We start from the raw sequence: 15037 nt of genomic DNA, 5'->3' as shown, positions 1-15037 counted from the left end.
TCACACCGGTTGTGACCGCAAACGCACTGTTCGTCGTCTCCATCGCAAATCTCGCCGTCGGTACCTGGCTGCTCATCCGCGCCCTCCGGCGTTCCTAGACCGGCCACGCCGGCGCACGCGAGCCGGTCCTCGGACGGACGGCCGGAGTCAGCCAGCGGCGGCCCCGAGCAGCGGCTGTGATGCGCTCAGGTTTCGGTAGCGCGGGTGCCAGGGGAAGTGCCCCGCTGAGTCGGGCCAGACGAGTTGCATCGCGGAGAACGCGCCGATGATTTCGGTCGTGGCTGTCATGCCGCTCACGTCTTCGGCGTGAATGAACATTACGTCGCCCGACTCGGTTAGCTCGTCGGTTCTGTCCCCAGCTCTGAACGCCCCGTTCTCAACCTGCACGTCGATTGCGTTCCTGATGAATGCGTCAGCGACATCCGTTGGGAGCCCTGTGATGATCAGCTCCGACCAACCTCTGGACGTAAGCCCGACAGTGTACGAGAAGGAGGCGTGTGCCGAAACGGTGTCAGGGAGCACGTGCCGAATTGCCCATCCGTGACGAGCTACGAGCTCTCTGATGTCTGCGAGGGCCTCACGCGGATCGTTCATTCGACGAGCGTAGACCGCGGTGCCCAACTCTGCCGACCCCACCGCCCTAGCCGCGGAAGGGTCTGCAGCGTCCAGCATCCCGATGGATCCCCGGGATGCGAGGTCAGCAGACATAGACCGGCAGCGTCAACCGGGGCCCGCGAGGCGCGGCCGCAGCGGACTCGGCGGCGCACGTCTGTTGAGCGCGCGTAGCCTCGGATTATGAGCGGACGCCGATTGACGATCGACCCTGCGGCCGATGCTGCGTACTTCACCTTGGCGTCGTCAGTCGGTGCCGGCGAGTCCGGGAGAACGTCGTCATCGAACGGACCCAAGGCACCATTGTCTTGGACTTCGACGCCGGAGGTCGAGTGCTCGGCGTCGAGATTCTCGGCGCCACCCGACTCCTCACACCCGAGACCCTCGAAGGCGCTGAACCGCTCGCATAGCCACCGGCACTCGCGCGGCGTTGGGTGAGCGGCGCCGAGACTTGATGAGTCGCCGCTGCCGGCCCGACTCGAGCGGGCCGCCACGATTCTCAAGGTTGTTGCGCGGCGGGCTGTGCGGGAGCTGAACACCTACAGTTGGGGCGATGGCTCTCGGAACAATTCAGCAACGCTATCTGTACCCCGACGGCCGGTTGCAGGCTGCCATCCCCATGCACGTGCTCAGCGACGACGCAGACGTCATCGCGGGCTGGACGAGTACTGGCACCGAGATCGCGTACTGGGCGACCGCGGACGGGGCAGACCCGCGAACCGTGCCGCTCGGCTCGAGGTTCAGACAGAGGCTCACGACCGCTCGGCGCACATGGACGGGCGGTGGGATGCTGCGGGTAGTCCCGTTGCGGGAGCGGTGGCAGGTACTGCACTTCTGGAATGACGCCACGGGCGACTTTCTCGGGTGGTACGTGAATCTGGAGTCCGAGAAGCTGCGCCGTGAGGCTTCGATAGACGCCGTCGACTGGCACCTCGACCTGCTGATCTCGCCGGATTTCGTTGTGACGTGGAAGGACGAGGACGAAGCGGCCGCCGCCGCAGGAACCCCGTACTTGCGTGTCGAGGATCTCAACTCTGCACGGGCGACCGGCGAGGCCATCGCGTCCGATCCGCGCGGATTCATCGCTCGAATCGGTGACTGGCGAGATTGCAGACCCGATCCAGAGCTGGGAGCACTCACGCTGCCGAGACCTTGACGTCAACGGGTGCGGCAGGACGGTGCCGCCGGCGTAGCACACCGGACAACGGCGGGCAGGAGTGATACGGCTCCCGGCCGGACACGCCTGACCCCAGGTCGCGCTGTTGGCGCGCCTGGGGTCAGGTCGTGGGTTGCTCAGCCCGCGGGGGACTGCTCCTACTCGCGGGTGATCGTGAACCGGTGGGTCCGGGGCGACGAGACGTTGCCTGCGGCGTCGGTCGCCGTGACGGTGAGGGTGTGCTTGCCGGTGGTCAGCGCATCCGTGGGGGTGCAGGACCAGCGCCAGGACGACGTCGCGACGGCCGTGCACACCGTCCTGTTCGCCTCGGTCACGGTGACCGTGGCTCCCGCTTCGGCCGAGCCCTTGATCGCAGTGCGAGTGCTGTGCACGGTTCCAGTGGGGGACGTGACCTTCGGTGCGTGGGGCGGTGTGGAGTCATGCCAGAGTGCTCGCCTCACGGGTTCGGACGCGTTGCCCACCGCGTCGGTGGCGGTCACCTCGACCCGGTGGACGCCATCGCGGACGGGCAGGTTGCATGCCCAGGCGCCGTCGGCGTCGGCCGTGGCCTCGCACTCGGCTCGGCCCGCGCTGACCGAGACGGTGGCGCTCGGCTCACTCGTTCCGGCCACGGCACCGGAACGAGTGGGCTGGGGAGCGCCGGCGGTCGGGGTGGTGACCTCGATCGGAGGTGCGATCGTGTCCACGGCGTAGGCGTCGATGACGGTCTCCTTGAACGTCGACCCCGCGTCGTCCCATGCTTCGGCGCGCAGCGAGATCGTGGTCGCGCCCCTTGGCGCGGTCAGCTTCGCGGAGTAGGACCCCGCCTCACGACCCGGGACCACCCGAACGGCCGTCCAAGTGGCGCCGTCGTCTGCCGACGACCACAGCTTCAGGCCTTTCACCTTTCCACCTGCGGACCTGTCCTGGTGCGACACGTACAGGTTCAGCTCGGTCGTGCGCCCGTTCGTGTTCAGTGCGTTCAGGCCCTCCACCCCGTAGTCCAGCTGCAGCAGTGGCAGGGCCGTCGCGGACTTGGTGCTCGAGGACGAGAACCCCCACTCGGTCGACACGTCGGTGGACAACGGCCACCACGGGACGTCCCGGTGCGTGTTCAGCGTCACCCGGTAGGCGGCCTTCGCCGCCGAAACCGTGAGCGATGCGTGCGGGGTGTCGCCCTCTGTCAGGAGAGTATCGCCGGTCCACACCTGGAACTTCCCTGTCGACTCCTGGTCCGGTCCCCACTGCTGCGGGTGGCCCTCGCCGTCGACCCGGTAGGGCAGGTTGATCGCGAGCACATTTCGGTCGCGGTTCACCGAAGCGTCTTGCGGGCTGGACGGGGACGGGAGGAGCCCACCGTGATGGACCTGCCCGACCCATGTCTCGCTCGTCTTCTGACCTGGCCGGTATGTCACCGGGGCACTCTCGAACGGCGCGGGATACACGTCCCAGTCCTCGCCCGCCTGGACGGATCGCTGGAACGTAAGGTCCTCGTCGGTGGAGTAGTACACCTCACGCCCGAGGAGCGGTCCGGTGTAGCGGAGCCCGAACCCGGTATAGGTGCCGCCGCCGATCATGGTGACGTACTCGACCATCCTCGTGCCCGGTGCGAACGCCTTCACATCGACCTCGACCTTCGCGGTGCTCCTCGCGTTGGCCTTGTACGTCAAAGAAGTGGGCATGCCCTCTTCGATGTACCCGAGCTCGTACTGATAAGACGGTGCAGCGATGCCTGTGCCAGCGAGGCGGGCTTTGCCCTCGGCGATCAGCGCGACCAGCTTCAGCCCGACGTCGCGAGGCAGTGTCAGCGTCGGCAGCGCCTTGGGGGGCATGGCGAGGAACCTCCGCGGGTCCACCGACTCGAAGAACGGACCGGGCCCAGCGCCGTAGACGATGGCTGCGATCGCTCCCGCGTCGTACGCCGCCTGCGCTTGAGCGTTGAGGTCGGGGTCGCCCCGATCCTCCACCAGGACGACAGCGCCGCGGGCACCCGCGGCTGCCAGCTCCTCGGCGGAACCGGATCCCGCGTTCACGATCGCCCCAGAGAGCGTCCCCAGATGCTGAGGTGAGAGCACGCCGTAGTTGAGCTCGCGCGAGATGTCGACCTTATGCCTCCCCGCAGTCGCCACCACGTCCAACAGGGGCTGGTTGAGCACGTAGCGCGAGTTGACCGTCATGTCGCCGGCGAGCGGCTCCTCTGTTCCGAGCACCGAGATATCGAGGTCGAGTCCCGCATCGTGCGGGCTGATCCCGAGTGTCACTGTTGTTGTGACCGGGTAGCTGCGATTCGGCAGCCATCGGACGATGGTCTCATCCAGGTTGTTGACCTTCGCTTTCTTCTCGGTCTGGATCTCGACGGGTATCGCCTGGCTACCGTCAAGGACGATTGTCGTGTCGGCCTGCAGGTCGACATCACGGGTGAAGCTGGTGAAGCTGTCGAGGAACTTCGCCGTGGGAGAGACGGCGCCCAGCAGCTGGCCGAGCAGCGCGTAGCGGCCAGGACGCAGCCGGACCTCGGCGACGCCGTCGACGAAGCTGAACGACTGGTTGACCTGGGAGTCGTCGATCCCGTAGATCATTCCCGAGCTGCCGTAGGGAACCTGCGTGCCGTCCGACTGCGTCGCCTCGATCCGCAGAGTGTGCAGGTCGGGCTCGGCCGTGAACGCCAGCACCGTGCGCACGGGTGCGAATCCCGGCCCGCCGGCGGTGAGCGCGCCCGTGTAGACGCCGGGCTCGTCCGCGTGCGGATCGACGGTGACATCCACCGATGCGATCCCGTGCGCCGGCACCGTGACGGTGTCCGCCGACAGGGTGACCATGTCCGCGGGCGCAGGGTCGCCGTCCGCCTCGGTGACGGTGAGCGCCACGTCGACGACGGCGTCTGCGCTCGACGTGTTCGTGTACGTGACGGTCTTGGTCCGCGGCGACTGAGAGTCACGTGGCGACGAGAAGACCCCGAAGGACAGGGAAGCCGGCGTGGCGTACACGGCCTCGTCGAGCGCACCGGGGATCCAAACGCGGCCGGAGCCCTCCGAGTACACCGGGTTTCCGGTCGGCTGGGCCGAACCCATCAGCACCGACTTGAGCGCTTGGTCGTCCAGGTCGGGCCGCGCCGCCTTGAGGATCGCCGCAGCACCCGCGACGTGCGGCGTGGCCATGGATGTGCCGGACATGGCCTGGTAGAAGTCGCCGACGGGCTCCTGAGGGTTGGTGTCCGCCGCCGCGCGCGCCGCGACGATCCCGTTTCCGGGCGCAGTGATGTCGGGCTTGATCGCAAAGTCCCCGAAGCGCGGTCCCTTGGAGGAGAAGTAGGCGAGCGAGTCGTCGTCCGTCACCGCGCCCACCGTCAGAGCGCTGTCCGCGCTGCCCGGCGTGGACACCGTGCTCGCCCCGAACGCCCCCTCGTTCCCGGCGGCGATGACCACGAGGGTGTCGTACCGCTCGGAGATCGAGTTCACCGCCAGCGCGCCGGGGTCGGTGCCGTCCGTGTATTCGCCCTGGATGCCGAGGCTCATGTTGATGACGTCGGCCCCGTTGCTCGCGGCCCATTCCATCGCGTCGATGATCCACGACGTCTCGCCCTGACCGGCAGCGTTGAGCACCCTGCCGTTCAAGAGATGGGCTCCGGGAGCGACGCCCTTGTAGTCACCGCCGGATGCCTCGCCACTGCCGGCGATGGTGGAGGCGACATGGGTGCCGTGCCCGGCCTGGTCCATCGCCGTCCCGCTGCCGGTGAAGTCCTTCTCCAGCGTGACGATCCCGCCATCGAGGTCGGGGTGGGTGGTGTCGATCCCGGTGTCGAGTACGGCCACGGTCGCCCCGGTGCCGTCGGCTCCACCGGCCCATGCCTCCGGAGCGCCGATCTGCGGCATCGAGTCGGTGTCGAGCATTTGCACGGGTGCGTCGAGCCACACCTTTTCGACCGTTTCCGCGGTCTCGACGGCGTCGACGAGGGCGGGTGAGCCGTCGGGCCCGGTCTCCCCGGCCACGGACGAGATCGACTCCAGGGTCTCTTCCGGCGTGACGCCGAGCGCCCCCCAGCTCGGCTCCGCCGTGCGGGCGCCGGGGCCGGCGGTCTTCTGGACGATGACGGGAATGCCGTCCTGCGACCCGTTGTCCGCCAGTTCCTGGAGTGCGAGAACGTCGAAGAGGTTGAGGTCCAACTGGTCGGGCACCAGGCTCGCGACATCCGAGGGGATGACGAACAGGTGGCCCTCTGTTCCGAAGCTGTTGTAGCTCACGGGCCGGTCGTCATTTCGCGGTGCGGCCTCGAACGCGATAGCGGGCTTGCCGTCAGATCCGGTCACCAGGGTGACGCGGTCGCCGGTGATCAGCGTGACCGCGTCAGCCGGTTGGGCTGCGGTCGACGCCGCGGCCCCTGGATCACTTCCCGCGGCTATTGCGATCGTGGGAAGCCCGCTGACCACGACTGCCGCGCACACGCCGCCGACGACTGCGCCGACGACTGTCTTTCTGAATCTCACACTGACTCCCTGATCGGAGGCGGTGGTCGGGTTCGCGCCGAACACGACCACCACTTCGCGCAGAGTGCTGGCCCGTGCGTGAACAGCAGAGAAGGCTCCGCGTCGCGCCAGCATCCCTGCTGATTGAATCGACTGATCTCGGCCAGGTGGCCGATCGGGGATGAAGGTAACATTTGTTGCGCGCAACCACAATCCAATTCATGGACTGGGTAAGGAAAGTTGACACGGGCTCGCGAGTTGTAACAACCGCGCAATACTCTCGTCATCTAGGGTGCGAAATGTCGCGAGCTGACACGATATGGTGTGCATGATGCGCATCTTGCGCCGACCCTCGAGCGCAGCCGTCGTGGCACCCGGCGCGCACCATCCTTCGCTGTCGCTCGGGCGCTGCGTCGCCGAGTTCGAGGCCCGATTCATCCAGACACTGCACGTGCCCGCGATGCGACCGTGCGACGACGCCTGAGCGGCGACTTCTCCACTGACGCGCGACGACACGACGGACTCGGTGGTCCCCGTCGTCCAGCCCCTCGCGCGGTATGGTCGCGGTGCGGGTGTCCCCAGCATCCGTATGGCGGAGGCGGTTCCCCAACCCCTCCCCGATCACCGCGGCGCGGCTCGTGGCCTCTGGTGCGTTACGCGTTGCGGTGAGCCGGGTTCCGGGCGTCCCCAGCGCCCGGGACCCGGCATCCGCACCGGCGCCGCCGGATGGTTCGCCTGCGACGCCGAGGTTCCTCACGTGACCGACTCGTTCATACCCTCTGGGGGTATACTCGCAACGGAGCGAGGACATGATGCACGGCATTCAGCGAACAGACCACCGGACGCCCGGGTGGCTCGTCGTCGCGACCTTCGCCGCCCTCCTGATCGTGGGCCTGCTGGGGATGCACACCCTGTCCTCCGCTCATTCCCCGCCGGACCTCGGCACCGAGACGACCCACGCGATGACGGCGGATGCCGGGCACGCGCATGAGACCTCGACACCGGCAGGCACGGGCCTCGAGTCGGAGTGCAGCGACTGTGCCACCGATGGTCAGCACGTGATGGCGATGGCGTGCGTGCTGGGACTTCTGGCGACGCTGCTCCTCATCTGCCGCGCCCGTCCGGGCCTCGTTCGCGTGAACGGTACGAGCATCGTCGATGCCGTCCTGCGTCCGGCTGTCGTGCGACTCCGCCCGCCACCCTCGCTGAATCTCCTGTCGATCAGTCGCACGTGAGGCGCGGTTCCGGCCCCGGCCGGGAACGCCCCCGCCCGGCAACGGGCGCACACTCACACTCGACCCAGAAGGACAGGAAGCTATGAAGTTGAATCGTTTGGCCGCGCTCGCGGCCGCACCGGCGGTGCTCACGCTCGCGCTTGCCGGCTGCGCCGCCGGTGCCGGAGACACCGGGATGCCGGGCATGAGCCACGGACCCGGCATGTCGTCGCCGTCCGCGTCGACGCAGACCGACGTCAGCATGGCGGACTCGATGTTCGCGATGATGATGATCCCCCACCATCAGCAGGCCATCGAGATGAGCGACATGATCCTCGCCAAGAGCGGCGTGGACGAACGCGTGAGGGAGCTCGCGACGCAGATCAAGGCCGCCCAGGGCCCCGAGATCGAACTCATGGAGGGCTGGCTCCGCGAGTGGGGCATGCCCTCCTCGGGGGGTGCTGACGACATGGGCCACGGCGACGGCATGATGTCCGCCGACGACATGGCTGCCTTGGAGTCTGCGGAAGGATCAGCGGCCGCACGCCTCTTCCTGGAGCAGATGATCGAGCACCACGAAGGGGCCATCGAGATGGCCGAGGAGGAACTGCGACGCGGCTCCGACCCCGACGTGCTCGCGCTCGCGGAACGGATCATCGAGGCGCAGGCCGCGGAGATCGACACGATGAGGGAACTCCTCACGCAGATCTGACGAGCGGCAGGGAGGGCTGGAGGACATCCGGCCCTCCCTGCCCGCAAGATCCGACGCGCCGGAGTGCCGATCCAGGACTCGACCGCGTGGCCGCTCAGCCTTTCAGTAGCTCCCACTTCCCCTCGGAGACGACGCGCACCGCGCCGTCCTCGACGGAGATCGCGGTCTGATCGTCGATCGCGTACGCAGGGCCGTCGATGCGCGTCGCCCACCGTCGCGCCGCGTCCGACGTGTTGGAGGACCAGCCGGGATAGTCCAGGTGCGGGAAGATCGAGAAGTCCACGACACCCAGCGCTTCGTCGCCGCCGTCGGGGTTCCAGTCGACGAACTCGCTGCCGATGCGCGGAGTCATCACCATGCTGCCGCCGCTGACTCCCACCCAGACCGTGTCCGTCAGCGACGGGAGCATGTCCGCGAGCCCAGACTCCCGCATCCAGTGGGCGAGGTAGATCGCCTCACCGCCGTCCACCAGCAGAACGTCGGCGTCGCGCACCCAGGGCTCCCAGCGATCGCGGGGGATGCTGGGCAGCGCGGTGAGCTCGAGAAGGCCGACCGATTTCCAGCCCAGGCCGACCATGCCGTGCTCGCCCGGCCATCGGTCCGCCGTCGACATCCACGCCGTTCGTGGCGAGCACATCGGGTGCCCCCACTGCGCCGTCGGCACGTAGAGGGCGTCGCATTCGTCGATCGGCTTGCGGAGGAGGTCGCCCAGCGCCTCGAGGATGGAGCGGTTCGTCACGCCTCCCGAGGTCAAGAGCAGCTTCACCATCAGATCCTTCCGTGTTCGGGTCTGCCCCGCGCCGAGTCGGCGCCGCTGGCAACCGGGCCAATTCAATCCGGCTTGCGGGGCGCTCACAAGGACATCGGTACCGGAACGACGGGTTCGCTGGCACGATCGAGGGACCGAGGGCCCCGCGGCGGTGCGGGAGCAGGATGCAGGAGGACCGATGGTCGACGTTCCCTTCTTCTGGGTGGATGTCTTCGCCGAGCGTGCGCTGACGGGAAACCCGCTCGCACTGGTGCCGGATGCCGACGCCCTGGACGAGGATCTGATGCGGACGATCACCAAGGAGTTCAACCAGTCGGAGACGACCTTCCTCATGGCGCCGACTCTCCCCGGTGCCGATCACCGCCTGCGCTCCTTCACCGTCGGCGGCGTCGAGGTGCTCGGGGCCGGGCACAACGCGATGGGCGCGTGGATCTGGCTCGCCGAAGCCGGCCTGCTGGCCGCCGAAAGGGGCGAGTTCGCTCAGCAGATCGGCGCCGAGGTGCTCCCGGTCCGCGTCGGGCGTTCGGACGACGGCCGCGTCCTGGTGACGATGAGACAAGGGCGACCGAGGTTCCTGAACGCGACGTCGGATCACGCCGCGCTCTCCGAGGCGCTGGGTCTCTCGACCGATGACCTCACCCCTGGCCGGCCGTCCGAAGTCGTGTCGACCGGAGCCGAGCACCTGCTCGTATCGCTGCGCACACGGGACGCCGTCGACCGGGCGGTGCCGGACACCGCTCGGCTGAGGGCACTGCTCGCCGCGGCCGGCGCGGAGGGGTGCTACGTCTACTCCACCGAGGCTGTCGATGACCCGAGCCACGCGTACTCGCGATTCTTCAATCCGACGGTCGGCATCGTCGAGGACCCGGCGACGGGCACCGCCGCGGGGCCTCTCGCCGTGCTGCTGGTGCGCGACGGCATCGTGGAGAGCGGCCGGGCCGTCCGCATCGAGCAGGGCCGTGCGATGGGCCGGTCCAGCACGCTCGAGGTCACGGTCGACGAAGACCGCGTGGAGCTGTCCGGTTCCGGACTCGTCGTCGCCGAGGGAGTGCTCCGCCTCTGACGGTCATGCCGCCGGGAAGTCGATCAGGTGCCCCGTGTGGTCGCGCTTCGCGCGCAGGTAGCGGGCGTTGGCGGCAGTCACGTGCACCCCGGTGCGGACGATCTCGTCTACCGCGATCCCCAGCTCCGCGAGCTGCGCCGCCTTGTCGGGGTTGTTGGTGAGGAGCCTCACGCTGTCGACGCCCACCGATCGGAGCATCTGGGCGGCCGCCGCGTAGTCCCGTTCGTCCTCCCCGTGGCCGAGCACGGTGTTCGCCTCGAAAGTGTCGAGCCCGTCGTCCTGGAGGGCGTACGCGTCGAGCTTGGAGTAGAGGCCGATGCCTCTCCCCTCCTGGCGCAGGTAGAGCAGGATGCCGCCCTCTTCCGAGAGGCGCTCCACCGCCTCGCGCAGCTGCGGTCCGCAGTCGCATCGCTGCGATCCGAAGACGTCGCCGGTCAGGCACTCGCTGTGGAGCCGGACCAGCGGTCGATCGCCCGGCGTGACGTCCTGCGTCTCGGGATCCACCGCACTCCCGAACGCGAGCAGCAGATGCTCCGCCTGATCGACGAGCCCGTGGAACGTGACCACCCGTCCGATGGCTTCAAAGCCGTCGGAGAAGTGCAGGGGGATGGTGACGGCGGTTCGCTGCTGCGCCGCGGGGTGCACCGCTGTGGAGCTCACGTCGAACTGTCGCATCCGGCGCTCCTGTCTCGAAGGGTTGGAAGGTGGAAGGCGCTCTTCCCTCGAGTTATTCCGCCGCCGGCGACGATTTGGATTCAGCTCGTGATTCGAACCGGCGCCCGGCGGGGCATCCCGGACGCTCTTCAGGTGCATCTGCCGTGAGCGCCTGCGGGGAATAACCCTGTGAAGCTCGACCCCGCGAACGCAGGACCATTGACCGATGGTCACCGAGGTCGGCTCCCCAGGGAGGCCCATCGTGACCAGATCGATCGAGGTCGTCGGCTATCAGTACGACCGGCACGGGGATGCCACGGTCCTGGAGCAGCGGACCCGGGTGCTGAGTGCGCCCGGACCGAACGAGGTGACGGTGGAGATCGTGTGCGCGGGGGTCAACCACATGGATGCGCTGATCCGCCGCGGCGTCGAGCAGGCATGGGCCGACGACCCGTGGCCGCGATCGTCCGGATCCGACTTCGCGGGAATCGTCGTGGCATGCGGCCCCGGCGTGACCGCGCTCCACCGCGGATCCGAGGTCATCGGGCACGTCAGGAGCGGGGCCCACGCCACCCACGTCAACGTCTCCGTCGCGTCGTTGGTCGTGAAGCCGCGAAACCTCTCGTGGGAGCTCGCCGGAGGGATGTTCCTCGCCGGCGGTACGGCGCTGACGACCCTCGACGAGCTGCGGATCGGCCACGACGACACCATCGTCATCTCCGCCGCCGCCGGCGGCGTCGGCAGCATCGAGGCGCAGCTGGCCAAGCATTGGGGCGCGCGGGTCATCGGAACGTGCGGCGATCGGAACTTCGACTATCTCCGCCAGCTCGGCATCATCCCCGTCAAGTACGGGGATGGGATCGCCGACCGCATCAGGCACGTGGCCCATGGGCCGGTGACCGCCTTCATCGACAACTTCGGAAAGGACGGCGAGGGCCTCGCCGTCGAACTCGGTGTGCCGGACGGACGCTACCGGTCGAGCGCCGATCGACGCGACGTCGAGGTCGCGCTGCTCCGGGAAGACCCCGACAGCGTGCGGAGCGGCACCACGCAGCTCCAGCGACTCGCGCATCTCGCTCAGCTGGGCGCGTTCCGGCTTCTGGTGTCCGGCCTCTACCCGCTGGCCGACATCGTCGAGGCGTTCGAGGATCTCGACCGCCTTCACGCCCGCGGGAAGATCGTGCTGGCGACTCACCCGGTGGCGGCGTACCGCACCTTGCGCGCCCGAGACGTCCACGAGGCGCTGCCCTGACCACAGGCTCGCGCCCGGCGCGCGGCGTCTAGCCGGATGCCGAGGACTCGAGCGTGACGCGGTTCTTTCCGGCGCCCTTCGAGTCGTACATCGCCCCGTCGGCCCGGATGAGCAGGTTCTCGCCGGTCGGCTGCTGATCGACGCCGGGGCGATAGAGGGAGACTCCGACACTGACGGAGGCGGAGATGACACCGGCGCTGACCGCGATCGGCGCGTGGGTGATGTCGAGGATGCGACGCGCGATGGATGCCGCGGCCCCCGCGTCGGCGCTGCCGCAGATCGCGACGAACTCGTCGCCTCCGATGCGCCCCACGACATCGTCGGCTCGCACGCCCTGCCGCAGCCTGTCGGCGATCTCCACCAGGACGGCGTCGCCGGTCGCGTGACCGAACTGGTCGTTGATCTCCTTGAACCCGTCGACGTCCAGGAACAGCACGGCGAGGGGCTCGCCGGTATCGGCCGCGCGCCCGATCGCGTCGTCGAGGCTCTGCTGCAGGAGCTGGCGGTTGGCGACGCCGGTCAGCTGGTCGTGCAGCGCGAGGTAGGCGAGCTGCCGCTGCAGGCGAACACGCACGAAGGTCTGGGATGCCTGGCGCCCCAGAGCCTTCTGCAGGTCGAAGAAGTGATCGTCGAACTCGTCGCGGCGGCCGAAGAAGCAGACGAGGATGCCGAGGCGCTCGCCCTCGGCGAGGAGCGGGGTGATGCTCAGTGACGCCAGGCGGATCTCCCGCATCGCGGCCGCCAGCTCCGGATACTCGTCGCGAGCGCTCTGCTCCTCGACGACCGTCACGCGCGGGGTGTTCCGCAGCGAGAGGACGGGCGCGGTCCGGCCGGCGAGCGGGTTGACGCCCGCCACGAGCTGGAGCTCGCCGTTCTCGTCGAGCAGCAGCACGGCGGCCTCCCGCGCCGTGAATGCCTCGCGCGCGACGTCGACGAACGACTGGGCGACATCGACGTCGCTGGCACTCACCCCGAAGGTGCTCGAGCTGTCCTGGAGGATGCGGACGCGCGCCTCCGAGGACTCCGCGGACTTCCGCGCATGGAGAAGCTCGGCCTCGTACTGCAGCCGCTCGCTCGCGTTGAAGACCGCGCTTCGCACGAGCTGTGACTCCTGATCGATCGCGGCGTTGACGAGCACCGGCAGCTTCGAGCCGTTCGCGCACGTCAGGGTGAGCGCGACCTCGTTGATCGTCCCGCCCAGGTGGACGATCTGAAGATGGCGGGTCTCGTAGAACAGGCGGGTTCCGGCGTCGAGGATCGAGACGAACGGACGACCGACGACTTCGTCGCGGTCGTACCCCGTCCAGCTGAGGAACGTGTCGTTGACTTCGGCGACGACCCCGTCGAGGGACACCGCGATGAGGCCGCACGGAGCGAGGCGGAACCAGCGGTCTTCAGAGCTCGTCACGAGAGGTAGCTCCGCATCTCGGCGACGACCTCGTCCGGTCCGGAGAGGATCGGCACGTGACCGGTCGTCTGCAGGGTCGCCAGGCGGCTCCCGGGAATCGCCTGGTGGACGTAGCGCCCGACCTCGTCGGGCGCGATCGCATCGGCGCTGCTCTGCACCACCAGCGTCGGCACGGAGACCTCGCCGAGATCGGTGCGGTTGTCGGAGAGGAACGTCACGTGCGCGAAGTGGCGCGCGATGGCCGGGTCCATGCTGCAGAAGCTGGCGACCAGACGCGCGCCGAGCTCGGGCCGGTCAGCGTTCCCCATGATCATCGGGGCCGTCGCGCTCGACCATCCCAGGTAGTTGGCGTCCAGCGCGTCGAGGAGCGCAGCGATGTCTTCGGGCTCGAAGCCCCCGTGGTAGGCGCCGTCGTTCGTGTAGCGCGGGGACGGGCCGATCAGGATCAGATCGCCGAACCGGGCCGGTTCGCGGTTGGCCGCGAGGACCCCGATCATGGCGCTGACGGAGTGGCCGACGAACACGACGTCGTGCACGTCGAGCGCGTCGAGGATCTCGAGCACGTCATCGGCGTACCCGTCGAGCGAGTCGTACTTGCCGCGATCGTAGGCGGACACGTCGGAATCGCCGGCGCCGACGTGGTCGAAGAGCACCACCTTGTAGTCGCGTTCGAAGTGGGGGGCGACGAGGTCCCACGCCGCTTGGCTGCAGCCGAAGCCGTGCGCGAACACCATAACGCGTCCGTCGGGGTCGCCGGTCACAACGACGTTGTTGCGACGCAGGGGATCCGGTGTCCGGGGGGATGCCATCGGTGCTCCTGTTTTGCGTGCGTCAGGCACGCGCGCTCGGTCGATCGTAAGTGATCGCCGACGATCTGCGGCATGCGAGGACGAAAGTGCGCACTATACGCCCTTCGGGTCGGACGCGGACCGGGTTGTCTCGCGCGCCATGGTGGTACTGACTGGCATGGTGGTGATCGTGGACGGAGAGCTCGCATCGGACCTCATGGGCGCGCTCCATCGCGAGGAGCTCTTCGCCGCCTTCCAGCCCCAGATCGACCTCGCCTCCGGTGCCATCGTCGCCGCCGAGGTGCTGTGCCGCTGGCTGCACCCGCGTCACGGGCTCGTGGATCCGGACGTGTTCATCCCGTTGTCGGAGGAGATCGGCGCGATCGACGCGATCGGCCGGTTCGTGCTGGACGAGGGCCTCGATGCGGCCGAGACCTGGCAGGCGAGGGGTCTTCCCGTCGAAGTGGCGGTGAACGTCTCTCCCGTGCAGCTGGTGACGGACGAGTTCGTCGAGCACCTGACCGCCCGGCTCGCGCAGCGGGCCGTCGCTCCAGGTTCGCTCACGCTCGAGATCACGGAGTCGCGGCCGCTCGGTGATCTCGACGGCATCGGAGAACAGCTCGAGCGACTCCGCCGGCGGGGCGTCGGCATCGCGCTGGACGACTTCGGCACCGGGCATGCCTCTCCGGCGGCTCTCGAACGGCTCCCGGTCACGGAGGTGAAGCTGGACCGGTCCCTGATCCATGCCGTGGCGTCCGAGCCGCCGGCGCATCTGGTGTCCGCCCTGCAGACGGCGCGGCATCGCGACCTTCGCGTCGTGGCCGAGGGCATCGAGACGCAGGAGCACCTCGACCGCGCGAGGGAACTCGGCTGCGACCGCGCGCAGGGCTATCTGCTCGGACGGCCGATGCCCTTCGGCGAGCTCGACGCCCTCATGGCGTCGTGA

General features: G+C 68.5%; 14 protein-coding genes. 8 read left to right on the top strand and 6 right to left on the bottom strand.

The genetic code is table 11. The features are described from left to right. Nucleotides 1-147 precede the first annotated feature (147 nt). The gene (locus EER34_RS09445; protein ID WP_164743518.1) at nt 148-594 is read right to left on the bottom strand and encodes a DUF4262 domain-containing protein; all 447 of its coding nucleotides are present in this window, start codon (nt 592-594) and stop codon (nt 148-150) included. A gap of 215 nt (nt 595-809) precedes the next feature. Here EER34_RS09445 and EER34_RS17890 point away from each other — a divergent pair, with 215 nt between their 5' ends. After that, on the top strand, nt 810-1022 hold the full coding sequence (locus EER34_RS17890) for a DUF2283 domain-containing protein (protein ID WP_127474368.1): 213 nt from the start codon (nt 810-812) through the stop codon (nt 1020-1022). 215 nt (nt 1023-1237) lie between these two features. Continuing rightward, complete coding sequence (locus EER34_RS09435) at nt 1238-1768, top strand: ribonuclease FAU-1 family protein (protein WP_164743517.1); 531 nt, start codon at nt 1238-1240, stop codon at nt 1766-1768. Between the two features lie 158 nt (nt 1769-1926). On the opposite strand, the gene EER34_RS09430 is transcribed toward EER34_RS09435, so the two are convergent. After that, a complete protein-coding gene (locus EER34_RS09430; RefSeq protein WP_164743516.1) occupies nt 1927-6252 on the bottom strand; it encodes a S8 family serine peptidase in 4326 nt (1441 codons plus the stop codon). 310 nt (nt 6253-6562) lie between these two features. Between EER34_RS09430 and EER34_RS17480 the strand changes: the two genes are divergently transcribed. The 3 genes from EER34_RS17480 to EER34_RS09420 all read left to right on the top strand — a co-directional run bounded on the left by EER34_RS17480 (nt 6563) and on the right by EER34_RS09420 (nt 8157). Continuing rightward, nucleotides 6563-6715: a hypothetical protein gene (locus EER34_RS17480; protein WP_164743515.1), complete on the top strand. Its 153-nt coding sequence runs from the start codon at nt 6563-6565 to the stop codon at nt 6713-6715. Between the two features lie 325 nt (nt 6716-7040). After that, on the top strand, nt 7041-7466 hold the full coding sequence (locus EER34_RS09425; RefSeq protein WP_127474202.1) for a DUF6153 family protein: 426 nt from the start codon (nt 7041-7043) through the stop codon (nt 7464-7466). Between the two features lie 82 nt (nt 7467-7548). Next, a complete protein-coding gene (locus EER34_RS09420) occupies nt 7549-8157 on the top strand; it encodes a DUF305 domain-containing protein (protein ID WP_127474201.1) in 609 nt (202 codons plus the stop codon). A gap of 94 nt (nt 8158-8251) precedes the next feature. Here the strand turns inward: EER34_RS09420 and EER34_RS09415 are convergent, their stop codons facing one another. After that, nucleotides 8252-8923 carry a Type 1 glutamine amidotransferase-like domain-containing protein gene (locus EER34_RS09415; protein WP_127474200.1) on the bottom strand — a complete coding sequence of 224 codons (672 nt, stop codon included), beginning with the start codon at nt 8921-8923 and terminating at the stop codon, nt 8252-8254. A gap of 181 nt (nt 8924-9104) precedes the next feature. Between EER34_RS09415 and EER34_RS09410 the strand changes: the two genes are divergently transcribed. Beyond that, on the top strand, nt 9105-9989 hold the full coding sequence (locus tag EER34_RS09410; RefSeq protein ID WP_127474199.1) for a PhzF family phenazine biosynthesis protein: 885 nt from the start codon (nt 9105-9107) through the stop codon (nt 9987-9989). 3 nt (nt 9990-9992) lie between these two features. Here EER34_RS09410 and EER34_RS09405 read toward each other — a convergent pair whose 3' ends face one another. Continuing rightward, nucleotides 9993-10664, bottom strand: a complete 672-nt coding sequence (locus tag EER34_RS09405) for a GTP cyclohydrolase II (protein WP_127474198.1) — start codon at nt 10662-10664, stop codon at nt 9993-9995. Nucleotides 10665-10905: 241 nt separating this feature from the next. Between EER34_RS09405 and EER34_RS09400 the strand changes: the two genes are divergently transcribed. After that, a complete protein-coding gene (locus tag EER34_RS09400; protein ID WP_240642207.1) occupies nt 10906-11895 on the top strand; it encodes an NADP-dependent oxidoreductase in 990 nt (329 codons plus the stop codon). 28 nt (nt 11896-11923) lie between these two features. On the opposite strand, the gene EER34_RS09395 is transcribed toward EER34_RS09400, so the two are convergent. Both EER34_RS09395 and EER34_RS09390 read right to left on the bottom strand, forming a co-directional pair. Continuing rightward, on the bottom strand, nt 11924-13303 hold the full coding sequence (locus tag EER34_RS09395; protein ID WP_127474196.1) for a sensor domain-containing protein: 1380 nt from the start codon (nt 13301-13303) through the stop codon (nt 11924-11926). Next, the gene (locus EER34_RS09390; protein WP_127474195.1) at nt 13300-14112 is read right to left on the bottom strand and encodes an alpha/beta fold hydrolase; all 813 of its coding nucleotides are present in this window, start codon (nt 14110-14112) and stop codon (nt 13300-13302) included. The genes EER34_RS09395 and EER34_RS09390 overlap by 4 nt, the downstream gene beginning before the upstream one ends. A 139-nt stretch (nt 14113-14251) precedes the next feature. Between EER34_RS09390 and EER34_RS09385 the strand changes: the two genes are divergently transcribed. After that, entirely contained in the window at nt 14252-15037 is a 786-nt protein-coding gene (locus tag EER34_RS09385; protein ID WP_127474194.1) for an EAL domain-containing protein, read from the top strand.

It is taken from the genome of Microbacterium sulfonylureivorans (assembly GCF_003999995.1).
GTDB classification, from domain to species: Bacteria; Actinomycetota; Actinomycetes; order Actinomycetales; family Microbacteriaceae; genus Microbacterium; species Microbacterium sulfonylureivorans.
Note: the sequence above shows the minus strand (reverse complement) of the source record. Positions and strands in the feature narration are given on the sequence as shown.